This is a genomic window from Echinicola arenosa, assembly GCF_014841125.1.
GTDB lineage: Bacteria > Bacteroidota > Bacteroidia > Cytophagales > Cyclobacteriaceae > Echinicola > Echinicola arenosa.
Genome location: NZ_JACYTQ010000003.1, coordinates 556354 through 582084, shown reverse-complemented (window position 1 = coordinate 582084; position 25731 = coordinate 556354). Strand labels below are relative to the sequence as shown.

The 25731-nt window shown below is 38.5% G+C and carries 18 protein-coding genes; 9 read left to right on the top strand and 9 right to left on the bottom strand.

Features of this window, described 5'->3' with window-relative positions; all coding sequences use genetic code 11:
• Window positions 1-45: 45 nt before the first annotated feature.
• From IFO69_RS11655 to IFO69_RS11640, 4 genes are all read left to right on the top strand, one after another.
• The gene (locus IFO69_RS11655; RefSeq protein WP_192010275.1) at window positions 46-888 is read left to right on the top strand and encodes an MBL fold metallo-hydrolase; all 843 of its coding nucleotides are present in this window, start codon (window positions 46-48) and stop codon (window positions 886-888) included.
• Entirely contained in the window at window positions 878-1675 is a 798-nt protein-coding gene (locus IFO69_RS11650) for a patatin-like phospholipase family protein (protein WP_192010274.1), read from the top strand. The genes IFO69_RS11655 and IFO69_RS11650 overlap by 11 nt, the downstream gene beginning before the upstream one ends.
• 5 nt (window positions 1676-1680) lie before the next feature.
• Entirely contained in the window at window positions 1681-2241 is a 561-nt protein-coding gene (locus tag IFO69_RS11645; RefSeq protein WP_192010273.1) for a 1-acyl-sn-glycerol-3-phosphate acyltransferase, read from the top strand.
• A gap of 86 nt (window positions 2242-2327) precedes the next feature.
• On the top strand, window positions 2328-3236 hold the full coding sequence (locus tag IFO69_RS11640; RefSeq protein ID WP_192010272.1) for a YihY/virulence factor BrkB family protein: 909 nt from the start codon (window positions 2328-2330) through the stop codon (window positions 3234-3236).
• A 4-nt stretch (window positions 3237-3240) separates the two neighbouring features.
• Here the strand turns inward: IFO69_RS11640 and IFO69_RS11635 are convergent, their stop codons facing one another.
• The 4 genes from IFO69_RS11635 to IFO69_RS11620 form a co-directional block, all read right to left on the bottom strand.
• Window positions 3241-4008 carry an SDR family NAD(P)-dependent oxidoreductase gene (locus IFO69_RS11635; protein WP_192010271.1) on the bottom strand — a complete coding sequence of 256 codons (768 nt, stop codon included), beginning with the start codon at window positions 4006-4008 and terminating at the stop codon, window positions 3241-3243.
• Window positions 4009-4255: 247 nt separating this feature from the next.
• The gene (locus IFO69_RS11630; RefSeq protein WP_192010270.1) at window positions 4256-4957 is read right to left on the bottom strand and encodes a TetR/AcrR family transcriptional regulator; all 702 of its coding nucleotides are present in this window, start codon (window positions 4955-4957) and stop codon (window positions 4256-4258) included.
• Between the two features lie 234 nt (window positions 4958-5191).
• A complete protein-coding gene (gene tyrS, locus IFO69_RS11625; protein ID WP_192010269.1) occupies window positions 5192-6490 on the bottom strand; it encodes a tyrosine--tRNA ligase in 1299 nt (432 codons plus the stop codon).
• Window positions 6491-6598: 108 nt separating this feature from the next.
• A complete protein-coding gene (locus IFO69_RS11620; RefSeq protein WP_192010268.1) occupies window positions 6599-7525 on the bottom strand; it encodes a TolB-like translocation protein in 927 nt (308 codons plus the stop codon).
• Between the two features lie 224 nt (window positions 7526-7749).
• On the opposite strand from IFO69_RS11620, the gene IFO69_RS11615 reads away from it, so the two are divergent.
• From IFO69_RS11615 to IFO69_RS11605, 3 genes are read left to right on the top strand one after another with little or no spacing between them, the layout of a single operon-like run.
• A complete protein-coding gene (locus IFO69_RS11615; RefSeq protein WP_192010267.1) occupies window positions 7750-8055 on the top strand; it encodes a DUF2752 domain-containing protein in 306 nt (101 codons plus the stop codon).
• Window positions 8048-8446, top strand: a complete 399-nt coding sequence (locus IFO69_RS11610) for a TM2 domain-containing protein (protein WP_192010266.1) — start codon at window positions 8048-8050, stop codon at window positions 8444-8446. Before IFO69_RS11615 ends, IFO69_RS11610 begins: the two co-directional genes overlap by 8 nt.
• A gap of 8 nt (window positions 8447-8454) precedes the next feature.
• Complete coding sequence (locus tag IFO69_RS11605; RefSeq protein WP_225444103.1) at window positions 8455-9405, top strand: DUF4097 family beta strand repeat-containing protein; 951 nt, start codon at window positions 8455-8457, stop codon at window positions 9403-9405.
• Between the two features lie 57 nt (window positions 9406-9462).
• Here IFO69_RS11605 and IFO69_RS11600 read toward each other — a convergent pair whose 3' ends face one another.
• The 5 genes from IFO69_RS11600 to IFO69_RS11580 form a co-directional block, all read right to left on the bottom strand.
• Complete coding sequence (locus IFO69_RS11600; RefSeq protein ID WP_192010264.1) at window positions 9463-10944, bottom strand: M28 family peptidase; 1482 nt, start codon at window positions 10942-10944, stop codon at window positions 9463-9465.
• 112 nt (window positions 10945-11056) lie between these two features.
• Window positions 11057-11761, bottom strand: coding sequence for a pseudouridine synthase (locus IFO69_RS11595; protein ID WP_192010263.1), 705 nt, complete (start codon window positions 11759-11761; stop codon window positions 11057-11059).
• A 75-nt stretch (window positions 11762-11836) separates the two neighbouring features.
• Window positions 11837-12985, bottom strand: a complete 1149-nt coding sequence (locus IFO69_RS11590) for a Gfo/Idh/MocA family protein (RefSeq protein WP_192010262.1) — start codon at window positions 12983-12985, stop codon at window positions 11837-11839.
• Between the two features lie 287 nt (window positions 12986-13272).
• Window positions 13273-13638: a hypothetical protein gene (locus IFO69_RS11585; RefSeq protein WP_192010261.1), complete on the bottom strand. Its 366-nt coding sequence runs from the start codon at window positions 13636-13638 to the stop codon at window positions 13273-13275.
• A gap of 116 nt (window positions 13639-13754) precedes the next feature.
• Window positions 13755-20390 (bottom strand): alpha-2-macroglobulin family protein, encoded by a 6636-nt coding sequence (locus IFO69_RS11580; RefSeq protein WP_192010260.1) that lies wholly within the window; start codon window positions 20388-20390, stop codon window positions 13755-13757.
• A gap of 158 nt (window positions 20391-20548) precedes the next feature.
• On the opposite strand from IFO69_RS11580, the gene IFO69_RS11575 reads away from it, so the two are divergent.
• Both IFO69_RS11575 and IFO69_RS11570 read left to right on the top strand, forming a co-directional pair.
• Window positions 20549-21037 (top strand): hypothetical protein, encoded by a 489-nt coding sequence (locus IFO69_RS11575; protein ID WP_192010259.1) that lies wholly within the window; start codon window positions 20549-20551, stop codon window positions 21035-21037.
• A gap of 318 nt (window positions 21038-21355) precedes the next feature.
• On the top strand, window positions 21356-25672 hold the full coding sequence (locus tag IFO69_RS11570) for a cache domain-containing protein (protein ID WP_192010258.1): 4317 nt from the start codon (window positions 21356-21358) through the stop codon (window positions 25670-25672).
• Window positions 25673-25731 lie beyond the last annotated feature (59 nt).

The following is a 25731-nucleotide window of genomic DNA, read 5'->3' as shown; positions in this document are numbered from 1 at the left end:
CATTTAATTTATTGTTTATCAGTTTTTTATAATTAATAAATTATCATGAAACTACACGTAATCAATACAGGTTTTTTTAAACTAGACGGAGGGGCCATGTTTGGAGTTGTGCCCAAATCCCTTTGGCAAAGAACCAACCCTGCTGATGAGAATAATTTATGTACTTGGGCCATGAGGTGTCTTTTAGTAGAAGAGGGAGACCGTTTGGTATTGATTGATAATGGAATTGGCAATAAGCAGAGTGCTAAGTTTTTTTCGCACTATTACCTTCATGGTGATGATAGCCTATCCGGATCATTGAAAAAGGCAGGATTCAATGAATCGGACATTACAGATAACTTTTTGACCCATTTGCATTTTGACCATTGTGGTGGTGGGGTGAAATACAAAGAAGGCTCTGATGAGTTGGAGATGGTGTTTAAGAATGCTCAGTATTGGAGCAATCAAGACCACTGGGAGTGGGCTACCATTCCCAATGCACGGGAAAAAGCATCTTTCCTAAAAGAAAATATTTTACCTATTCAAGAAAGTGGACAGTTAGGCTTTTTGGATTTGGAAAAGCCTGAGTTATTTTCTGGTTTTGGTTTTTTTACGGCAGATGGGCATACCGATAAACAGATGATTCCAAAAATCCAATACAAAGGAAAAACTATTATCTTTGCAGCGGACTTATTACCTTCTGTTGGTCATATTCCAATACCTTATGTAATGGGATATGATACCAGACCTTTATTGACTTTAAAGGAAAAGCAGGCTTTTTTAGAGGAGGCAGCAGAGAAAGAGTACATCTTGTTTTTGGAACACGATGCCGTGAATGAATGCTGTACGGTAAAGATGACTGAGAAGGGAGTTCGCCTAGATCAAACATTTTCTTTAAGTGAAATCTGAAACAAAAATTGGTATAGCGCTTTCTGGAGGTGGCGCCAGGGGCATTGCTCATTTGGGGGTCTTAAAGGCCTTGGAAGAAATAGGTATTAAGCCTTCTTTTGTATCTGGTACAAGTGCAGGAGCTATTGTTGGTTCTTTGTATTGCTCTGGATTTGGTCCAGATGAAATCCTTAATATTATTATTAAAACCAATTATTTCAAATTTTTAAGGCCAGCCATCAGCTGGACAGGAATTTTGAAGATGGACACCATGGAGCAGTTGTACAGAGTTCACTTGCCTGAAAACAGCTTTGAGCGGCTTCAAATACCTTTGACAGTAGCAGCAACAGAACTGAGAAGAGGAAAGGTAGTCTATTTCTCGGAAGGGGAGTTGATTCGACCTATCATGGCTTCTACCTGTATTCCAGGGATGTTTGATCCTATTCAGATTGATGGTAGGTTTTATATCGATGGAGGAGTTTTGAATAATTTGCCTGTGGAGCCATTGGAGGGCAGATGTGATTATATAATCGGTGTAAATTGTAATCATTTACAGGAAGATCACAACATAAGTAATATAAAGAGCTTAATTGAGCGAACAGTGATTATGTCTATGAACTACAATGTTTATAGCAGAAAAAATAAATGTGATTTTTTTATTGAGCCGGAAGGTTTGGCGCAGTATGGGGTTTTTGACCTTAGAAAAGCTAAGGATATATTTTTTGCAGGCTATGAATCAACAAAGCGGTTTATTTCCTATAATGAGGTATTGGTTAAGTTAGGTCAACAGATACAAGAAGAAATTTAGATCAAATGATGAAGTTATTAGCGAGGTTTGTGTTTTGGCTTACGGGCTGGAAGGTAGTAGGAGCTTGGCCAAAAGATTTAAAAAAGGCAGTAATGATTGCCATTCCTCATACCAGTAATTGGGATCTTTTGTATGCCAGGTCAGCTTTTTATATCATGGATGTTCCAGTTAGGTTCACCATAAAAAAAGAAGTGATGGTTGGTCCTCTTGGTTGGTTTATCAGGGGGCTTGGAGGGATTTCCATTGACCGTAAGAAAATAGCTGGAAAGCGTAAACAAACCTATACTGAAGCCATGGTTGAGATGTTGAAAGAAGCAGATGAGTTGGTCGTTATGGTCACTCCCGAAGGCACCAGAAGTTATGCGAAAAGGTGGAAGTCTGGATTTTATCACGTGGCTATGGGAGCCGAGGTTCCTATCGTTATAGGCTTTTTGGATTATAAGAAAAAAGAAGCGGGAATTGGTCCTCTGATTGTTCCAAACGGGAATATGGACGAGCAAATAGAAGAAATGAAAACGTATGGACGACAAGTTACAGGTAAGTATCCTGATCAGGGCATCCGTTAAAAGATTTGGGATAAAAGTAAACGCTATAAGCGTATGGTGGCATGTGGTTTGATTGATTTCTTACATATTTAGTAAATCAAGATACTATGATCAAAAAGATAAAAAAGCTAACAGTTTTTAGGATATTAAAAGACAGTGTTTTTGCTTTTGGTCAAAGTGATTCGATGACTTACGCTGCCAGTACGGCTTTTTACACCATTTTTAGCATGCCCGCTGTATTGATTATTTTATTGAACATAGGAGCAACATTTTATAATAAAGGAACAGTAAGAGAGGAGCTTCTGGCTCAGATATCAAACTTAAGTGGCCCGGAAAGTGCTGAAACACTTGATCAAGTCATTTATAACGCTTCTTTGGATACAGATGGGTTCATTGCCCGAATTATCGCAATCTGTGTATTGGCATTCAGTGCCACTACTGTATTTGTCAGTTTACAAAACAGCATCAACCATATTTGGCATATCAAACCTAAGCCTGAAAAAGGACTAGTCAAATTTGTAGTGAACAGGCTGCTGAGCTTTTCGATGGTGGCTTCTATCGGTTTTATACTGATTGTTTCCTTAGTGGTGGACGCCATGATCGTTATTTTCTTTAATTATGTTTCACAGCTTTTTGAAGGACTTTCATTTTATTTGGCCTCGGCGACCAATTTTATCTTTACCCAATCATTGATGGTGCTGATATTTGGCTTAATGTATAAAATTCTTCCTGATGCTAAAGTAAAGTGGAGGTATGTATGGTTAGGAGCTTTTGTAACCATGTTACTTTTTGCATTGGGAAAATACCTTATTGGTTTCTACATGGGTAATAGTGATGTAGGGGGAGCTTATGGTACTGCTGGATCCCTTGTTATTTTTTTAGTTTGGGTCTATTATTCGGTGATTATTTTTCTCTTTGGAGCCCATATCACCTATTACATTGCTGAAAGGGCTGGAAGGGGAATCAGGCCAATCAAACAAGCTGTTAAAGTTGAAATTAAAGAAATAGAGGATTAAAAGATCAGCTTGTGTAACCACCGTCAGAAGTGAAAATGGCACCGGTTATATAACTAGCAGCTGGAGAAGCCAAAAACAGAGCCAATGCACCGATTTCATCCGTTTCACCAAGTCTTTTAATGGAAAGTCGTTTCATGATGGCTTCCATGATCTGATCATTTCCCCAAAGTGGTTCACTGAATTTAGTTTTGATGACACCGGGACAAATGGCATTGACGCGGATTTTTTGCTGTCCCCAATCTTTGGCGCAAGCTTTGGTCAATGTGTGTAAAGCTGATTTACTTACACTATATATTCCCAATTGAGGTTCAGGAGAAATTGCCCCTATTGAACTAATGTTGATTATGGTGGGAGAAGATGATTTTCTCAAATGGGGTAAGCAAAGTTTCGACAGTTCGAATGGAGCCTTGACATTGATATTCATTACTTTGTCAAACACATCTGAAGGAGTTTCATGAATAGGTCCCATATACGGACTTGTTCCAGCATTATTGACCAAAATATCTATCTGTCCATATAATTCTATTGTTTTATCTACAAGGCTTTGTAATTCATCAGGATGTCCAACATTACAAGTCATTCCATAAACATCGTATCCTTTATTGCTCAAAGCTTTCGTTGCTTTGTTAAGGTCTTCTTGGTCTCTACTTGCCATAATTACCTTGGCTCCAGCTGCCGCAAAGAATTTGGCAATGCTGAAGCCAATACCTCTGCTCGCTCCAGTGATAATTGCTATTTTATTGTTTAGGGAAAATAAAGTTGATAAATTCATGGATGTCGAGGGTTTAACTTGACTAAAAATCTGTTTTTAATTTAAAGAATAAGCTTCAATAAGTAGGCCATTTTATTATTATTTTTTCCATAATATTTTATTTCGTATAAATTCCCATAAGAGATAGAACTATTTGAATCTATTTTAGTGGCAAAGTGATCTGTCATAATCCCCTGTGTAAAAACAAAAAGCCCACTTCAACGAAATGGGCTTTTGTAAGGTAATATGTCAGATTTAGAAATTCGTTTTAGAATAAGCTGCCTTGAACAGCTTTAGGTCTTTGTGCTTGAATGGTTCCTACCAGCAAATCATTGATCAACTTGATAAATCCATTCTGCCAGTTTTCTGTACTTATTTTGATTTCTTTATTTTCATACTCAATGGGGCCACGAAGTCTCTCGTAACCGATCATCATTGTCCAGATTGTATAGAAGGTAATTTCCGGTTGGAGGTCAGGGCGCATACTGCCATCTCTCACGCCGTGTGAAATGATTTGAATGCCGATTTTTGCAGGGTCGTGGTGGATTTCCAACAAATGGGTGAAATTGGGACTTTCGAGGATTAAAGGGTCAATGTGAGTTCTTTTTTCAGCATCATTGTACTGTGCCATTAATCCCATAAAATTGAGGATGGCCTCTTGGTACATTCTATTGTTTTCAGTAAACCTGATGAAGTTCTCAATTAGCATTTTGATCAGGTCTATTCCTGATTTTCCTTTGGTCTTTTGGGTATCCTTAAATACGTCTTTCAATTCCTCAAATGCCTTTTTAGTGACAGCCATATATAGGTCTTCCTTGTTCTTATAATAGAAGTAGATAAGTCCTTTGCTCATTTTAGCCGATTTGGCCACCTCATCCATTTTGGTACTTTGGTAGCCTTTTGAAGCGAATAGCCGAATAGCTGCTTCGAGTATTTCTTTTTCCTTTTTCTGTCTTTCGTAAACTCCCATGTGTACAAAAAGTAAACGTGATTTAAATAAGGTTTAAAGTTATTGAACTTTATTTAAAAAACGATAACTGGACTCAAAAAAAGATAAATATATTTTCTAAATAAAAACCTTAAATAAAGTTAGTTAAATGGTTGATTGTGAGTTGAATAAATATATTGACTTAGATTTAGTTTATTTGGATAGGGGACTGCTAAAAAGTAAAATCGGGAGGTTATATACCTCCCGAATAAAAAATTATGCAGTTACTTTAATTATAAAGTAGTTCTTTTTTCCTTTCTGAACAAGCAAGTATTTTCCCTGAAGTAATTCAAGGTTTTCAGTGCTTGCCTGTGGATCAGATACTTTGATTTTGTTGATACTGACGCCGCCTCCTTGGACCATTTTTCTAGCTTCTCCTTTAGAGCCAAAAATTACTCCTTGGCCTTTATCTCCTAAAAGATCTAAAATACCAGCCAATTCATCATAGTCAGATTTCGAAATTTCCACTTGGGGAACCCCTTCAAATACCTGTAGGAAAGTTCTTTCATCCAAGGAAGCAAGGTCCTCTGTTGAGGACTTTCCGAATAGGATTTCAGATGCTTTTACCGCCATCTCATAGTCAGCTGTTGAATGTACCATGATGGTAATCTCTTTGGCGATTTCTTTTTGAAGTATTCTTAAGTGAGGTGCTTCTGAATGTTCTTTCTCCAAACCTTCAATGGTAGCTTGGTCTAATGTGGTAAAGATCCTGATATATTTGGATGCATCTTCATCAGAAACATTTAGCCAGAACTGATAGAAGGCATAAGGTGATGTTTTTTCAGGGTCCAGCCAAACACTACCGCCTTCAGTTTTACCAAATTTAGATCCATCAGCTTTGGTAATCAAAGGTACTGTCAATGCAAAAGCACTTCCACCTTCTTTTCTTCTAATCAGCTCAGTACCGGTCACAATATTTCCCCACTGGTCTGAACCTCCAAGCTGCATGGTGCAATTCTTGTTTTTCCAAAGGTGGTAGAAATCGTATCCTTGGATCAGCTGGTAGGTGAATTCTGTGAAAGATAGTCCGTTTCCTTCTTCAAGCCTTCTTTTGACACTGTCCTTGGACATCATGTAATTTACAGTGATGTGTTTTCCTACATCTCTGATGAAATCCAAAAAGGAAAATTGAGACATCCAATCATAATTATTAACCAATTCAGCCTTATTTTCTTTATCATCATCGAAATTCAAAAACTTGGATAACTGCTTTTGGATTCCAGCAATATTGTTTTCAAGGGTTTCCATGTCTAGCAGGTTTCTCTCTGCTGACTTAAAAGAAGGGTCACCGATCATTCCCGTTGCACCACCGACCAGCGCAAATGGCTTATGTCCTGACCTTTGAAAGTGTAATAGGGTCATCACACCAACCAAGTGACCAATGTGTAAAGAATCCGCTGTTGGATCAAAACCCAGATAGGCAGAAGTAACGCCTTTATTCAAGTGTTCTTCCAATTCTGGGGTCATGTCCTGGATCATGCCTCTCCAACGCAGTTCTTCGATAAAGTTATTCATATTTTTATTGCAGCTTTTAATCAATTAAAGCTGCAAATATAGGTTTTGCAGCTTTAGAATTAAAGGATTGATTTGATATTTGGCCAAGTCACTGGCAATCTGTTAGCATTAGTCAGCATTGGTGGCTACAGTATCGATTTTCCTTTCCATAACCAATACGATTTTATCACCCTTGGGACTCACAGCCAATCTACTGATATTACCATATCCAGGCATGGAAACACTGGCTATTTTCTCCCAGTCCAGGTTTTTATTCACCTTTTTGATGTAAAGTTCTTGACCTTGGGCCATCAGCATGGTGTTTTTATCTATCCAGACAAAATCATCACTTTCACTTAAGGCTACTCCATAATTTCCGGTATTTTTCTCATCAATGTCATAGAACTTAATTTCATAAGTACTTTTTCCATTTAGGACTACACTTGCACCATGATCAATATAAGTGATTTGGCTAGTCTTGGGTCTTTTTTGAATGCTTCTTCCAACATTCTCAGCTAAAGTGATTACATTATCCCTGCTGTAAGGGTAAACCAGTTCATTGGGTTCTCCTAAAAGATACATGGCAGCGATATTATTATACCAAGCGTAATATCCCACCGGCTCGATATCATCATAAAGTAATTCGGGTTCACCAAAGTTGATAGGGTAGAGCCAAAGTCTTTGCGTGCTGTCCTCTTCGACCGTCACGGCAGAAATGTACTGGCCACAGTCAGTCAATCTTGGAGAAAATTCACTTTTATCCGAGGTTCTGGTCATATTAGTGAAATTTTCTTTGTCAAAACTGTACAGGATGATATCACTGTTTCCTTTTTCATCAATAGAAGAAAAAGCAACCTGCAGATTGTTGATGAAGCAAGGTTGATTGTCATATCCTGCCCTGTCTGTGATTTTCTTGGCACTGCCTGGCACTATGGAAAAATTACCGAAGAAGGTTTTAGACTCAAGGGAGATTAAATCGAAAGATTGCTGTCCATGAACTAATATTGAAGGAATTATAAAAAGAAAGCAGGAAAGAATTGCACTTAATTTTTTCATTTTGGAATATTTTGGCTGAAGTCAAGCTAAATTACGAAAGGATTTGGTATTGTCGAACATGAGTTCAATAATAGTAAAACAAGTGTACGGATTTCTTATTCATAGTGTTCAATACCGATCATTTTTTGTCCGTTTGTGATCATCTAAATCGTGTTAAAAATTGTTAAAAACCCCTTTAGAGCCATTTTTAACAACTGGCATTCTTTTCGTATCTTCCAAACCGAATGACAAGAAACAGTTATCCAATAAAAACATTTCCGACTGAGTTGATATTTTGGTGTCTGGGGATCATAGGTATCTTATTGATCGACACCGATTCAACACAGCATTTCACGTTGTGCCCAATAGGCCTTTTGGGATTTGAATGGTGTCCCGGATGTGGTCTGGGCAGAAGCATGAAATTGTTGATAGAAGGAAACTTTAAAGCTTCGTGGGAAATGCATCCCCTAGCTGGCTTAGCGTGGATTGTGATTCTTTTGAGAATTTTTAATTTAATAAAACATTTAAAAGCAAAAAGAAACTATGGCTAATGTGTTAAAACACCTTCCGGAATTGGAAGGGATGGAATTAGGTTATATTCAAGGTATCCTTAAAAATATGGATGATGAGCAAGCTTCATTGTTTGCGCAAGTTTATAGAGCAAGAAGAAAAGACAGTCAAATGATTCTTATTTTGGCTTTATTGGGCTTCTTTGGGTTTGCCGGTTTGCACCGTTTCGTATTGGGCCAGATAGGATTGGGTATTTTATATTTATTTACTGGTGGATTGTGTTTGATCGGTACGATAGTGGATTTGGTCAACTATAAAAGTTTGGCGTATGAGTACAATATGAAAATTGCTCACGAAACGCTATCCATGATGTCAAATGGCTTTCCACAACCAGGGCCTGCACCATCAACTCCTCCTGCTCCTGAACAATGAAAAATAAAATGATGAAGCATAACTATAAAATCTTAACTGTTGCCCTTGTTTTTGTGGCAGCCCTCTTGCCAGGATGTTCATATTCTCAAATGACCGTGGTGTCAGATATTGAGGAAGTTTTTGACGGAATTACAGCCGTAGAAATCCATGGAGGTCCTTTGGAAGTGACGTATGAAGGAAGAGATCTGGCTACAGAGGTTTCCTTAAACGCTTATCTTGAATCCAATAAATCAAATGGAGTAGAAATCACTTACGAAGTGAAAGGAGACAAACTCTTAGTCAAATGGGAGCAAAGCAAAGGATTTAGCGGTTGGGGCAATTTTCGCAACGAAGGCTTTATCAGTGTTACAGGTCCCAAAGAAATTGAGTTGAAGGTAAACAGTGGATCAGGAACTGCTTTTGTTTCCAATGTAAATCATGAAGAAATCGATCTTTCCGCTGGGTCAGGACATTTAAAAGCCAGTGAACTGAATGTGAGTAAAATTCATTTATCAGTGGGCTCCGGAAAAATAGAAGGAGAAGATTTGATAGGAGATGTTTACTGTAAAGTATCCTCTGGCGAAGCTCATTTGGATGATGTGAAAGGCAATGTGGATGCGATTGGCAGCAGCGGTAAAATTTCTTTGGAGGATATTTCCGGAAAAGTAGATGCCAAGATCAGCTCTGGTAGAATTGTTTTGGATGATATTGGAGAGCTTGGCGAATTGATAGGTTCTTCTGGAAGTATTTCTGCAGACAATGCCGGTTTAGGAGGGGATACCGATTTGAAATTCTCCTCAGGCTCTGTACATATTCAGACGCCTGATAACTTGGACAATTATAATTTTGAATTGGCCGCAAGTAGTGGAAGTTTGAGAGTAGGTAACCAGAAAACAGGCAAAAGTTTGAGAATAGATAATAACTCAAGTAAAACGGTAAGGGGAGCTGTTAGCTCCGGTAATATTACTATCGAAAACTAATAGACTTGAATTAAACAACAATGAAATGGCCAAGGAATCTTCCTTGGCCATTTTTATTTATTCAGTTCCGTAAAGCGCTTTTCCAGCCTCTTCGTATTTATCACCGGCTTCCCATATAGGTTTATCTTCCGCATTGGCAATTTTTTGAGCTGTGAGTAAATAAGATTTCCAATATTTCATGGCATAGTCCAAATCAAAACTATCTACTTCATCTGCGGCTTGATGATAATATTTCATGATTTCTGCGTCAAATGCTGTAAAACCCAAACTAAAAGTAGGGGCAGGGATACCCTTTTTAGCAAAATTGACATTATCAGAGCGATCATATAAGCCTTGCTCAGGGGAGGGATCTGCAGTGGTTTCTAAGCCATATGCTGATACAGCCTCTTTGATATAATGGTCAGCAGATGTTCTGCCCAAGCCTATGACAGTTATGATTTCAGTATTATTATAACCTCCATTATCTATATTAAGGTTATAAATGATTTTATTGAGCGGTACTAAAGGGTGCTCAGAAAAATAAGCAGAACCGAGCAAACCTTTTTCCTCAGCTGTCCATGCACAAAGAAGAATGGATCTTTTAGGAGGATGTTCAGCGAAGAATTTGGCTGCATTGATAATGGCTACAGTACCTACTGCATTGTCTCTGGCTCCATTGTAAATTGTATCACCTTCGGCATTGGGAGAGCCTACACCAATATGATCATAATGAGCAGACAACATCACATACTCTTCTTTGAGTTTTGGATCCGTTCCTTCAATCACTCCAATGACATTTTTACCATTGAAGGATTTATTAACCTTTCCTGTGATAGCAACGGTTGCTTTTGCTGCACTGCCTTTGTCGATAGCTTTGATCAGCGCTCCATCCAAATCTTTGGCCCAGATATAGGGAATTCCGGCTTCTTGACTTTCCCCCTGTGCCAAAGTCATTTGCGGTTTATTGAGATAGTTGGTCAACAAAGTCCAAGGGGTAGTAGGGAGGTTGTACATTTCTATCAAGGCAATGGCTCCTTTTTCTTGCGCTAAAGCTAATTTTTTTCTCCCAGCAGCAAAGAGCTGGGAAGGGCCCATTTTTTCCGGTCCACCCACACGAACAACCAGAATTTTACCAGAAATGTCTTTTCCTGCCAGGTCTTCTTCAAGTCCATAACCTGCTACTACCATTTCGTAACTGCCTTCTAATGATTTGCCATCAAGCACCAATATTGTCTGACCTTGGGTCAATTCTTCGCTTCCTAATTTTAGAGTTCCTGAACTAGGAGGAGCAGATAGTCTAAAAGGAACAGATTGAAAATAGTTGTCTGAAATGGCCTTAGCACCATATTTCCAAAACTGCTCTGAAACGTATCTTGCTGCAATGTCTATCTCTGGTCTAGCAGCATCACGTCCCATTAACTCGTCTGAAGCGAGATACCTAAAGTGGGACATAGCCTCTTTTTCAAGGATGCAATTGTCAATAGCGGATTTTTGAGCTTCAGCTTTTTTGGGTAATAAAGCTGTAATAGCCAAAGCTAAAAAGATTAAATTTTTTTTCATGCGATTGTATTAAATGATCTCTTTATAAATATAGTCTATTTGAGTTTAAAATCAGGTTTTTAGATTGTCAATCCATTTTAAAGTAAGTTGATCAAACTCACCTTAAATCCAATTAGATTAAGTGTGACCAGGAAAATTCCTCTAGCATGCGATTAAAGTAATCCGGTAGGGGCGATTTTACCTTGATTGTTTCTCCTGTAATAGGATGGTTCAATTCATTTTGCCAAGCATGCAACAACATATGGTACATTTTAAAGTGTGTGCGAAAAAAGATATTTTGCCGATTGTCCCCATGAGTATTATCCCCAATAATATAATTCCTTTCATGGGCCATATGGCGCCGGATTTGGTGCATTCTTCCGGTGAGTGGATAAGCTCTCACCAAGGAATATCGGCTGGTGGAATGTCTCGGAGAGCTCTCATAGGGAATTTCAATTTGCCCTAATCTCAAATACTCCGTCCGGGCTTCCTGTAACTCTTTTTTTAACTTTTTCCTCAAAGGATGATCAATCAATGCAGCTTCTTCTTTGGTAAAACCTCTTACTACAGCCAAGTAATACTTTTTTATATCCTTTTGAATAAATTGATCTTGAAAAGGTGGTACGGCCTCAGCATATTTGGCAAACCACAGGATTCCTGATGTTGGTCGGTCAATACGGTGCAGCGGAAAAACTTTTAATCCAATCTGATCGCGAAGGGTTTGTAAAGCATAAACTGGTTCATCATCCATGGCAATGCTGGACCTGTGGACCATCATCCCTGCTGGTTTGTTTACAGCCACATAGTGGTCATCTTCAAAGAGTATACTGAGTTCCATGAGGATTGATTGTTGAATGAAAAAGCCTTTCCTGATCTCAGGAAAGGCATATACTAGTTAAAGTTTGGCAATAAATTAGATCTTTACCCAAGCTTGTTTTTTGTTACTTTCTATGATACGCTCACAAATTAGCAATTCGCGGTATCCATCTTCAAATGTTGGGAAAGAAGGGGTTTCTGGCTGTTTGCCTTCTGCTACGGCAGCATACACTTCTTTGAACATTTGCTTGGAAGTATCTGGAAAACCTTCATTGTGTCCTCCTGGAAAACTGATCAACCCTGCTGCTTCTTGTGTAAATAAGGATGGATCTTTCATCAGGTGCTGGTTGGCGGTTTCTCGTTTCCCTATCCACATTTCATTAGGTTTTTCTGAGCACCATTCGAAGTTGGACTTGGAACCTGCAATTTCAATGTTCAACCTATTTTTTCTTCCAGCATTTACTTGGCTTACGGTCACTGAGCCTTTATTGCCATTGTCAAACCTTAACAGGACAGTAGCGTGATCCTCAGTGTTGATGTCAACTTCTTCATAATCAGATTCGGTAAGCATTTTGCCAGAATAGGTCTCAATGGCCTTTAAAGGTTTCAAACGTGTCTTATGCACGGTTGAAAAATCAGCCATAACTTCTGTGACTTTTAGTCCAGTCACATATTCTGTCAAATCTAAAAGGTGTGATCCGATATCGGCAATGGCCCTGGAATCTCCTGACTTGTCCGGCTCCAATCTCCAGTTGTAATCGGTTTTGAGAAAAAGCCAATCTTGTAGATAGGAACCCATGATGCTATAAATATCCCCCAATTCACCACTTTCTCTCATGGTCTTCATCTGACGTACCATTGGGTAATAACGAAGGTTAAAATGTACTGCATTGACCAATCCTTTTTCCTTTGCTAATGCAACCAATTCTTCCGCTTCTTCAATTTTTGTAGCCAACGGTTTCTCACAAACAACGTGTTTACCCGCTTCTAAAACTGCTTTGGATTGGGAGTAATGGAGGAAATTGGGAGTACAGATGTGCACTACATCAATTTCAGGCTGCTTGAGCATCTCATCAAAAGTATAGGCATTGGGAATGCCCAAAAGTTTGGCCTTTTCCTCAGCGAGTTCCTGGTTTACTTCACACAGGGCAATTACTTCAATGTTGGGGATTCTTCTCAGCGCCTCCAAATGAGCTGGCCCAATAAAGCCAGTACCAACAATGGCCGCTTTGATTGTCTTTGTCATGGTTTTAGGTTTCTATAGGTTTTATTATAAAAGAATGGGCAATAAAGATAGGAGCAAGAAACGTATTTTCAAATTTATCGGTTGCATAAAGAGTAGTTGGGATATTGGGACTATTTAAGGTCAAGAGTTTGTTGTTTAATTTGCCACAAAGGTCACAAAGCTTGCACAAAGAGCCCCGAAGTATTAATTGTCCGACCAAAAACTCTGTGAAACCTCATAGCAGGTCTGTGATTAATCATTGAAGTCTAAAATCTTAATACTCAATTCTCCATATTCAAGATTGTAATCTAAATGTCATCCATACCTCTTTCCGGTACAAAAGGGCCCGTAAGTAGGAGTTCCGCTCTTTCTTGGTCTACTAAATAATGGAGTATTATTCGATCCTTTTCAGTTTCATTGATATTCAGGCAAGCATTAAAAAATACCTTATTGAAGAGAATTGAAATGCTTCCTTCTTGTATTGACTTTTGTTCAATCAATTTTTCAAATTCTGGGAATTCTGCTACCGCTCCATCTATTTTAGTATATAAGGAAAGGAAAATTCTAAGTTCATTTTCATTCGATTCCAAAGTCCTTTTAAGGAGTGAAGTAAGTTCTTCCGAATTGCTTGAAGTAGTAGGATTGGATAGTGTAAAATTCCAGGTTTCTTGCATTTGATTATACTATGGATGGGAGACAAGAGATTGGGATAACAATTAATTATAGTAGGAAGGGAAAATAGGTTAAGAATTATTCCCTTCCTAATAATGCTTTAAATCCATATACAAATTTACTCAATTATCTCCACTTCTATGCCCTCCGAATGACTGCTGAATTCTGGGGCGTACATACACTGAATGGTACTGATGCCATTGGAGAAAATACCTGGATTATTGGCCCGAAGTTCATATTCGAAGACATAGATACCTTTGTTCAGTTGCTCAAAGAAGAAGTTGGTGCTGGCATCTCGGGTGCTTTCATAATAGCCCAATCCATCTTGGTATTTATAGGATGAGAGTACATTGATCGGTTCGAAACCTGCAGCCCGCATGTCTTTCAGGTGTACAAAATCCATATCCCTGTCCACCTTGATTTCTATTCTTACTTTAATTAAATCTCCTACACGAACTTGATTGGAATCATCAATTGCTTCAAAAACTTCCCCGCTGTCTGTATGGGTTTTTACAAATAGTTTTTTCTTGATCTTTAGTGGAGTAGTGGTGCTGCTGTTGATTTTGTTCAGATCTTCAAAATACTGCCAATAAAGCGCTCCCCAAGTGACACCCGCGGTTTCCTTTTTAAATGTGATATTGCCCATTTCAGATTTGATTTCATTTGCATGCCAGGACTTTTTGAAATAGCCTGTACCGGCCTCTTTTCCTATGTTTGGATCTTGGTCAGGATAGATGTTTTCGGTTCCAACGCGTACATTGACGGATTTGGTGATACTCAGCCAATCAGTTCCTTCCAGTAGCAAAGCTTGAACCGCGGAAGCAGTAGCTTTAGTCGTGCTCCAACGATTGGTCTGCTTATGCTTCAGCAACCAAATTTTCATCTGATTGATTATTTCCTGTTGCTTATCGCTCTGTTCATAATCTGTAGCTACTTCAGCAAAAGCCCTGATCAGTAAGGACTGTGTTTCTATGGGAGCCTCACTCCACAGCCAACCTGCTTTATTGGCCTTCCAATACATCCCCAATTCAGGACTGCTAATGCTATTTTCTACCAGGGATTTCATAATGGCCTCTTTAGTGGCATTGGCATGAAGTCGGTGGCTGATCAAGACCATATGGGCTTTGTCCTGTAAATTAAATTCTGCCCAATAGCGCTTTGCCTGTGCTTGATAATAGTTAATAGCTTCTTTTAGTTCCTTAGGATAGACCCTGTCTTTATCCATGGACCTTAAGTAGAGGTATTGAACTTGGGTGGATTGGATATGCTTTCTATTCAGGAAGCTTTGAGCTTCATTGGAGCCCTCAGCTTTATTTTTGCTTTTCTTTTTGATTCGCTCCGCTTCAGCTTGAAGTTGCTTATAATCCTCTTTTATTTGCTGATCTAAATAGCCATTTCCCTTTTTCAATATTTCCTCCACAGCAGGATCAAAAGCAGCTTGAATCCCCATGCTTCTCATTTCGGTAAGTCCAGTAATAATGTATTGTGTGATGCGTCGATTCGCATGTTGACTACCTTTAAACCATGGAAAACTGCCCATTCCGAACTGTATATCCTGCAGTTTATTAATGTTTTTCGACAGTTCATAATTCATTTTGTTCAAGTCAAATAGTAGAGCGATTCTTTGCTTTTGCTCCGATTCAGACTGGGCATCCCTTAGCCAAGGGGTTTCCTGGATGATCAGTGACTTAAGCTCCTGATTCTTTTCCAAGTTGCTTAGCAAGGCATCAGCATTCTGAGTTTTCCATTGTTCGAACACGGCCTTTATCCTGGGCTGATTGTCCACAATATGTTTGGCTACTGCATTGGCAAAGAATCTGGAATAGGTTTGTTCAGAGCATTCATAAGGATATTCCATCAAATAAGGCAAGGCTTGAACCGCATACCAAGTAGGGTTGGAGGTGACCTCCAAGGCCAGGTTATGGTGCCGAAGAGTATTGGATTGCATATCGGTCAAAGCCTCCATTTTAAAAGCCTTCTCTCCAGTATGACTGATCCACATGGGCATGGTCTCGGTCACCAACATGCGATTGGAAAGAACCGGCAGGGCATTTTGTTCTCCGTCAGTAAAGTCGCCCGCGGCTGCCACCATTTTGTATTGAACTGCCTGAATGCCCTCAGGGATGCTGATGTTCCAATGGATAGCAGTATTGCCTCTGCCCATGACTTGAAAATCTTGGCTTGCTAGCTTGTTTCCAAGTTGAGTATCCATATTCTCACCGGTAATAGGATCTATTAGCTCCAGTTTTACTTTACCGATAAGCGTTTGATCGGTGAGATTGGAAATCTTTCCAGAGATTCGAATCTGATCGCCTTCCCTTAAGAATCTTGGCACATTAGGAACCACCATTAGCTCTTTTTGGGTGAGGGTCTCCAAGGATTTGTAAACCACATCAAGGTTTTTGGTATGGCCTAATAACTGAAGTTTCCAACGGGTAAGGGACTCTGGAGCGGTAAAGGAAAAACTGATATTTCCTTCCTCGTCCGTATGCAGTGTAGGATAGAAGAGAGCTGTTTCCCGGAGATCGGTTCTGGCCTTGACCTGATTGAGCTGTTTTTCCAGTTCAGCTTGTCCGGCATGTGTGGTGATCACAATGGCGCCATTGGCAGCCTTTTCTCCATAAATGACCACTGCTTCATCACCCTTCAAAACATTCATGGAAATGATATCCTTTTCAAATCCAGTGTAGGAGCTGGCTACTTTGCCATCGATAATGTAAATAACTCCTTCTGTATTGGAGCCATTTCCTCGAATAGCCACACCAGGTTGTTCAGTTTCTGGTATTTCAAGTACTTCTTCAAGTGCTACATCATCAGCCACCTTAACTACAGCCCCTGTTATGGATTGCTTTCTCTGGGCTGCATAGCCAACTACTACTATTTCATCCAAATTGCTGATATCCCCTGCTAGTTTCACCTTGATTACATTGACTTTTCCAGTAACCAAAGTTTTTGTGCTAATATACCCTATATAGCTAAACTGCAATTGATGCCCACTTTTTGCTTTCAAAACATAGTTACCTTCAATATCGGTTACTGTTCCGGTTTTGTCCGGAGTCCGGATGATGGAAACTCCCGGCAATGGATTGCCTTCCATATCTGTCACCCGACCTTTTACCATGCCTTTTTCTAGACTTGGATCAAATGAAGTATTGATTTCAGGTTTTATGGGCATCCACTTTTCCCTCAGTCGACTCAGGTAGGCATTATTAGCATAGGTATTGGTGAAGTCAAAACCGAACCAGTCAAAATCGGTAAAATTTAGCTTGGCGAGGGAAGTGTTCTGATAAAAGTAATCTCTTTCAAAATAGGCCAAATCGAAACTTGAACCTGTGCCAATGGATAATTGACTGTAATAGGTCTTATTATGGGTTGGATTAAAACTCCAACGGTGTGGTTCAAATTGATCCAAAGAGGCATCATACATACTGGCCAACATCTCAGCCGCAACCTTATCTTTTTGAGGACCTTTGATTTTAAAGGTCCAAGATTGTTGGGATCCTGGTTGTATTTTATCCCTGAAGCTAATCGTTTCGATTTCCAGTTCACGTTTAGGGTAAGGAACATTAACTTTTAACTGACCGATTTTGGCAGAATTGGCGAAGACCAGACTGTAGTGGATGACAAACCCTCCCCAATCGGATGCTTCCACTGGTATGACCAAATACTTATAGTTAGCATCCAGTTGAATCAATCGAGTGCTCTGGATTGTTCCATCTTTCTCGACCACAATGGCCAAAGTCAGGTCTTTGGCAGCGGTACCTATTTGTAATCTTGCCCTATCACCGGGTAGATACTGTTTTTTGTCCAAGCTGATGTCCAACAGTTGATTTTCGGCAACTTTTTTAGCCTTTATATCTAATAGTTTAAGGAATTCCTTGCTTTTCACTTGCTGTCCATATTTATCAAGTGCTTCTACCTCCACAAGGTATTGCCCGTTTGACCAATCTTTGAAATCAGAAAAATAGATGGATTTTGAATTTTCTGTATCAAATTCTGTTTCCCAGACCATTTCCCCTTTGTCCCAATTCTCCACCGTGGATTCTTGATCATAAGGATCATGGGGGAAAAGGGTTTTAAACTCTTCTTTATTCCAACGTTTATAATCAGGAGCGCTCCAAGGATTTTCCCTTAAAACCCGGTCAGGAGCTTGGAGTTTAAAGATTTTTAGTTTGCCTTTTGTAGGTATAAATTCTCCGTTGAGGTTGGTGCTGCTGACTTGCAGGAAAAGGCTGTCTTGCTGTTTTGTCCAGCTAGTTTGAGTTTTCAAATTCAGTACTAGGGCATGGTACCCCACATTGACCGTGGTCTGGGAGCTTCTGGTTTCTCCTGTGATATCCGTTACCTCAACTGTCACTTCATAGTGGAAAACCGGCTGCTGTTCCTTGTCCACACTAAGATCAGGAATAGCTTTGAACGGAATGGTAAACGTTCCGTCTTGATCAGTTTGCAACTCCCCATGGGCAATTTCCTGGGATTGGCCTCTTGGAAAACTGCTTCTGAAAGAATACCAATAAGGCATTTCCACCTTGCGATATACCCGATAAACTACCTTGGCATCGGTGAGCTTGCTTCCTGAAAAAGCCTTGGCTGTTCCTTTCAATTTTATACTGTCATTGACCTGATATTCTTCTTTTATTGGGTCAAAGCTGGCTTCAAAAGTAGGACGTTTGTATTCCTCCACCGAGATATAATGCTCGTTATCGATAAAGTCATATTCATTAAATTGAGCACTGCTTTCCTCATCAAAATCTTCACTTACTTCCAGATAGTATTTTCCTGTCAGGCCGCTTGAAGGCAATAAAAATTCCCCATTGAAAGAACCAAACTCATTGGTCCAAAGAGAAAGAGTGGACACTTCCTCATCATTAACATCATAGAGTGTAACTTCCACAGGTTCTTTTTCCATCACTTCACTGCCTTGCTGTTGGTGGGTGAAAAGAATGCCTTTAAAATAAACCGTTTGTCCAGGCCTGTAAATGCTTCGGTCAGTGAAAAGTTGGGATTTGATGGTAGTACCTGTTTCCTGTTCGGAATAACGTTGATAATAGTGTAAATCGCCGAATAAAGCCTGGTCTTTGCCTTTTTCTACAGTGGCGCTGATATTATAATAATTCTCTTTAAACCTCACCTCAGCAAAGCCATTTTGATCAGTGACTAATCCATCCTTGATAGCAGTATAGTTTCCTTGCTTATAACCATTTAAGCTGATTTTGGCTTTGGAAATAGGGACTCCATTTTTTCTGTCAATAATTTGCATGCGAAACAGATTGCCTACTTTTTGTTGAATGAGTGCCAGGTCACTTACTTGGACAATACCATAAGACTTGTGAATTTCGTTGTCGTTTGGAACTGCTGATCGGCCTTGCACAGTGATCAGATAGGCGCCTTTTGGCATTGCAGGGAAGAGACTTTCCATTCCGTGTACCTGAAAATCTCCTTCATTGATCAAATTACTTTTCCAGCTTTTGGTCAGCTCGAGATTTTCAATGAAACTTTCTTTGAGCTCATTAGAATACTTTTGACCATAGTCCTTTACTTGATCAATACTCAATGGATAAAGTTTAAAATCTAAACTATCCATATTCTTGTACTCAGCCATGATGCGCCCAAGTTGATTAGATGGTAAGTATTTCTCCATCTTTATTTCCAAAGTCTGCTGCTCTATGATCGATTTTAATTCATGAATAATACCTGAAGCAACGCTATTTGGATATTTATGCAGTGATTCAGACAAGAGTTGATGAGCTGCTTTCTTTTTATTTTGATGGGTAATGTCTTCTCCTGCTTCGTATTCCTGCCCAAGTTGATGATAAAGTTTAGCTAAATGATAGGTGACCATGGCACTGATTTCTTGGCCTTTGTACTTATCCAATAAGCTTTTGAGGGCTTTTTCATGGTGGGTTGAGCCATCTATTCCCACATATGACTCGGCTATGAATGCCAGACGGTCCAATTCTGCCATCACCTTGGCATCTGGCATGGAGTTTTTAGAATGAAATTGGATAAGGTCGTGGTATATTATAAGGGTTTCATAAGTAGGAGAGAAGCTGTTCGATTCATAAGGTGGGAGATAGTTCTCTTTTTCAAAAAAGACAGGTTTATCAATCTTAAATGGTGCCACAGGCTGGTTAATGCTACTTTCATCATTTTGATAAAAATCAATGGCCTTATGGGCTAAGAAGTCAAATAGACTAGGTCTGAGAGGAATAGTTTGCTCTTCCTTGTTTAGAATAGCGGAAAATTCTTCTAAAGCTGTATTTTGCAGAAGCTTGGCGTCCTGCAGTGAATACTGGAAATGTTTATGGATAATACTATAAAGGTTCTTTAAATCCCAGGTACGGAAATCGGTACTGTCTACGATGCTTGCTGTATTACTCCTATTATAAAACCTCCACCTGTTTTGCTGGAAATAGGCATGATAAAATTGGGCCAGCATACTCTCTAGGATATTCTTTTCTGGTGCTTGGGCAGTTTTGATTTCCTGTTGAAACTGCTGGATAATACTCATTTGAGCCTCTTCTTCCAGAGTTCTGGCAAACTTGGATTTGTAAATAAGGGCCTTGATCCACTGAGGGGAATTGCCTTCTTCTTTGGCCACGGTATAAATAGAATCGGTAAGCTGAAGGGCGGACTTGGGTAAATTTTTAATCTCTAACTTTTCTACCCGATCCCATTGACTTTGATAGTCGGATTGTGAAAATACAGGAAGGGCTAAAATGCTTAAACAGCATAACAATAAGAATTTTGGCATAAAAGTAATTTTTGATGGGTTTGTAAAAGTCAATGTTTTTTTCAGAAGCAGAATAGCGCGTGCTGCTAAACTAATAATTTAATGTTACGGAGATATTCTACAGAAAGTTGGGTAAATTGTGTTGACCAAAAGTTAATCTTTGATATTTTTGGGAATCTATGAAACTTCCAAGCCTTGCCCAGATTAAAAAAGAGCTTTCCCATTTGCCTGAAGAAGAATTGATTGGCCTGTTAATGGAAACAGCGAAGTTCACTACAGACAATAAGCAATTTCTATTTTTTAAAGTTTATGGACGGGAGAACCCGAGTTTCTTTCAGGAAATGGTAGAAGAAGAGCTTCAGAAAGCATTTGAAAATGCCAATTTGGACCACGCTCATTTTGCCAAAAAATCAGCCCAAGCCATTAGGAGAAAGCTGAATAAATACTTAAAGTTTACCAAGGACAAAACCATTCAGATTGAGCTGATTGCCTTTTTTTGCCGAGAGTTAAGTGATCATGATTTTTTATCCTTTAATCATCCTGTGATCAATAATCTTTATGTCATGCAATTAAATAAGATTGAAAAACTGATAGGAGGTTTACATGAAGACTTGCAGTATGACTATCAGGAACTTTTTGCAGAATTGGCTCATAACATCAATCAATAATTACTTGAGAATACCGTGTATTGGGTATTGAAAAATCACTAAAAACCAGTTAAATTTATAACAAATAGAATAAATTGTAATACATTACCATTTCTTACGCTTAGATTATTTTTCTCCCCAAAGTACTTAAGGCAATAGCTGCGAGTATATAAACTATTGAAGTTTTTGATCAGGAGAATCCAAACTGCCACATTTCTGGAAAAAGGTAAGTCGTCCAGCCCTCACCAAGTCTGGATGGTCTTCATGATAGAAAGATCCAGCTGCATAGGATTGATTCTAAGAACCACACATCGCTAGTTATAATATAAATTTTGACTTATGCATGTCTCCAAGAAAGGGGTTGTCATTTTGACAACCATGGTGCTGATTGCGCTTTCCTTTATGTTCTATTTTTTTGTGTATGTAAAAAGCAATGAAAAAACCCTGATTTCCAATAATCAAAGGGTGCTCAATAATATCAACCACAATATTGAAAACCTGCTGGAAAATAATAGGAAGATCATCAGTAATAGTGATTCATTGAAGAATAGAGGTGAAATTTTCTTTGAATATAAGGATCATCAAATTCTTTATAAACAAATAAGGGATATTACTATCAAGGGCGAGGCTAAACAAAATGATACTGTTACAGTTGCCAGCGAAAAGTATGATGAAATATTTGATAATCCTTTGGTATACAGAAAGGATGTTTTTGACTTTGTAAGTATTATTAAAATCAAGCTGGGGGAAAAGCAAGACCTTATCACATTGTACAGTAACAAGGACATTGGAAGCCTTTATTACTCAAAGGACAGTATTGTCAATGTTTTTCAGACCAAGAATATATTCGAGCTCGACTTAGGCTATGCCAGCTACACAACCTTTAACAGCCTTCATATCAATGATGAAGAAAGCATGATATATGTATGTGGGTTTATTGATGCGGATCGGTTTAATGACGAAAAGCGAGAGGTCTCCGTATTCTTTATATCTTTTGCAATTATATTGGTTATTCTTATAGTGTTGGCCTTACCGATTATTAAGTTGTTCATCATGAGCAATGTAGAAAGGTTGTATATCAAAGACGTCTTCTTTACAGGAGCATCCATAACCATTCTTCCGGCTGTAATTATCCTGCTTTTCATGTTTTTTACCACCCAATTGATACAATCGAGGCATGATACAAAAGTGAATTTAGAGGTATTAAACAGTACCTTAAGTAATAATCTTCAAACAGAATTTCGGAATGTTATTGCGTTGCTGAACATCATCAAAGATCAACTGCCGGATACTTCTGAATTGGACTACCAAAAACTACTTAATAATGAAAAAGAATGGAAAAATGGTAGCAAATATGAGTTTGATCCGATGATCAACCAGTTAAAATCGGTTTCAGGATTTTTCTATAGCCTACCAGATGAGACTGGTATGAAATCAGCTAATGGGCCATATTATGCTGCATTTCATAATGTAAGGGGAAAGGATTTTAAAAACGCCTTACCATCTGAAAATCCAGTTGACTTGGATAAATTGGTTGATACTTTTGGCTACTTTAACTCGATTTTTTGGACCGATTCAGCAGGAAAGGTTAAGATTTATATTTCCAGCGAAAATAAACCCAAACAGTTATCAGACCTTAGTCACAGAAACTATGTGATGAAAAATATCAATGGTGAAAGTAAAAAAATTGACAAAGTACCTATTTATTTTGAGTCCATAAGGTCGGTGAGTGACGGGAATTATGAGATTGGCATTGGCATACCCACAGGACACCCATACCTAAAAGCCTTGGCCTGCAGCTTTTCTTTATCATCATTAATTGACCCTATATTGGATAAGGGATATGGCTTTTGTCTGTTTGACGAAACAGGTAAAACCTTGTTTCACTCTGAAAAGGTGAGAAACCTAAACGAAAATTTTTTGGAGGAAACAGGAGAAAAGTTTCAGCCTTATATGAAAAGTGGCACTTCGGTTTTTGAATCGGTCAATTATATGAATAAGCCGCATTATATGTCAGTGAACAAGCTGGAATTTGTGGATGGTTATTATTTGGCCACCTTTGCTGATCAGCAATATATCAATTCCCCTAATGCTATTGCCATAAACCTTACATTAGAGATGCAATTGGGATATTTGACTTTGCTTTTCCTGTTTTATGCATTGATGTATTTATTCTCAGTTAAAGCCAATAAACTGAGGCAAAAGATATTTATTTTTAATTGGCTTCGACCATACACCTATCCTTTAAATGAGTTTAAAGTAGCCTATATGGTATTGGGATATATCAATGCATTGGGAGTCCTGTATATTCTTATATGTTGGGGAAAGTTTTCAAACTATCCCGATATGTTGATTCAGAAGACCCTTATGATCGGAGCGATATGGATGGCCATCAATTATATTGTTTTATCCAAAAGATTGCCCAATAGTAAGAAACTCTACACATTATTTCATAAGGGAGAAAATACGGTTTCTCTGAGGATTTTATTCATTATCGTAGGTCTATGCTTTATATTTAGTTCTATTCACTTGTATAGAAATCTTCAAATTTCTGCAGTATCTGTAGTTACAGATGTAATATTTATGGCCATCGTGGCCTATATAATTTATTTCTTGTTGGATTATGTCTTAAAGGATACACATAGCCATAAAGAAGTGAAGTCCGGAGAAAAATGGAAGACTTATATGTCATATAAGATATTTGTCTTTTCATTGTTGACATTGATTTCAGTAGTTCCCACTTTTATTTTTTTCTCTATTAGCTATAACAAGGAAAATGAAATACTTCTCAAGTATGCAAAGCATGAACTTGTCAATAAATATTTAGCTTGGGAGGGTGCAAAAGTAGCACAGTACTACGATTGGGTGGAAAACAAGAAGATCGAAAAGGTAATAGGTGCAGAGGAATTTATCAGGGGTATGAAAACAAAGGAAAAACTGTACCAAGCTTATTCTGACATAGTAACTGAAAATGTTGTTTTGGAAACAGGAGGACTGTCAAAAGCTATCTCGTATTTTGATAAAGTTTATCCTAAAATGCGGATCGACTTCAACCAATATGGTAACGATTCAGAAGGTTATGTCAAAGATAAAGCATGTGATCATAAGTGGTATTTTGTAGGGGATGACACTTTTTACCTGATGGGGCAGGGGCAGCAAAATGGGATAACTGCTAGTGGTGATGTAATGTCATTTTCGGCCTTATTGGGAAAGTATAAAATACTGTTTTTAGCGTTAATGGTAGTTTTGGTCATTTTAAACTATGTTTTGTTGCGAGCAACAACCCAGAAAATATTCGGTTTGGACTTTAAGGCTTATGCAGACAAGTTGATTTTGAACAACAACCTTGAAAAGCATGGGGAACAATTAATCCAGATTTATGCAGAGTCAGACCGATTGAGAAGAATCAATGCGAACAATATCCAACTGGACAATTTCAACAATACATTGCTGGTAGGTATCAATGCTTCGCATATCAGGAATATTTACAATTGCCTCAAAAAGGAGTATAAAAACGATTTTTATACACTTGATCTGATGCAGTTACCCAACTTGTTGAATATGGATTTGGATCGTTTGGTAAATGAGTCTTCTTCTACAGGTACTGCCATTGTCAAGGATTATACTTTTGAAAACAAGGAATTGGGTATGAATATTCCCTTGGAGTACCTATTTATTGCTGCCAGGGGAGGACATGATTCATTGAAAAGGGCATTGTCCAATAAATTTGATGCAGAATCATATGCTGGAGCCTTTCCTTTTCAGGTAATGGTGTACATTGAGCATTTTGAATTTGATTATGATGATTTTGCGCTAAATCGCGTTAAACTTAATATTCTACAGCGATTAGTCAATAATCCATCCATTAGAGTGGTAATTTCATCTTGTATCAGTCCGGTCAAAATCTATGAGCATTACGAAGATGAGATTAAGAAATTTGATAAAGCCCTATCAGCCGGAAAGGATGTCAATTTTGAAGAAATGGACCGGTTGAAGTCTGATTATAAAATGTGGCTGTATTTGTTAGGAGGATTTTACCGAATCAGCATTGCTTTTGATCCATTACCAGATAAATGGGAAGAAAAGGTTCTTGCCAGCCATAACAATGAAACCCTAAAGGAGGAATTGAGTCATGGACAGTATCTCAATCAGCTTTACCTAAAGTCAGATTTCTATGCTGAAGATGTTTCCGATGAAGACGTAATCCTGAACATCCAAGAGACTTCTTATTCTTATTATTACTCCATTTGGAATAGCCTTTCCAAAGAAGAAAGGTACATAGTATTTGATATCGCAAAGGATAAATTTGTAAATACCAATAATGTTGATGGGATCATTGACCTTTTGCACAAAGGGATTTTGATATTTGATCATTCGCTGAGGTTGATGAATGAGAGTTTTACCAATTTTGTCCTCTCAAAGGTTAATAGCAATGAGGCCTTGGCAAGAGAATTGGAGTCTAAACAAAAGGGCACTTGGAATACTGCCTCAGCAGTACTTGTACTTGTGGTGATTAGTTTATTGGTCTTTATTTCTTTTGGAAAAGTCCATGTGCTGAGTGAGGTAAATACGGTTGTAGCTTCTGCTGGTGCTGCATTAACCTTACTCTTGAGGTTAGGAGGGCTATTTGCTATAGGTAAGTCCGTAAAAGGATAGGGGAGGAAGGCTGGGAAAAATAGAAGCTAAACAAAGCGGCCGCAATTGCGGCCGCTTTG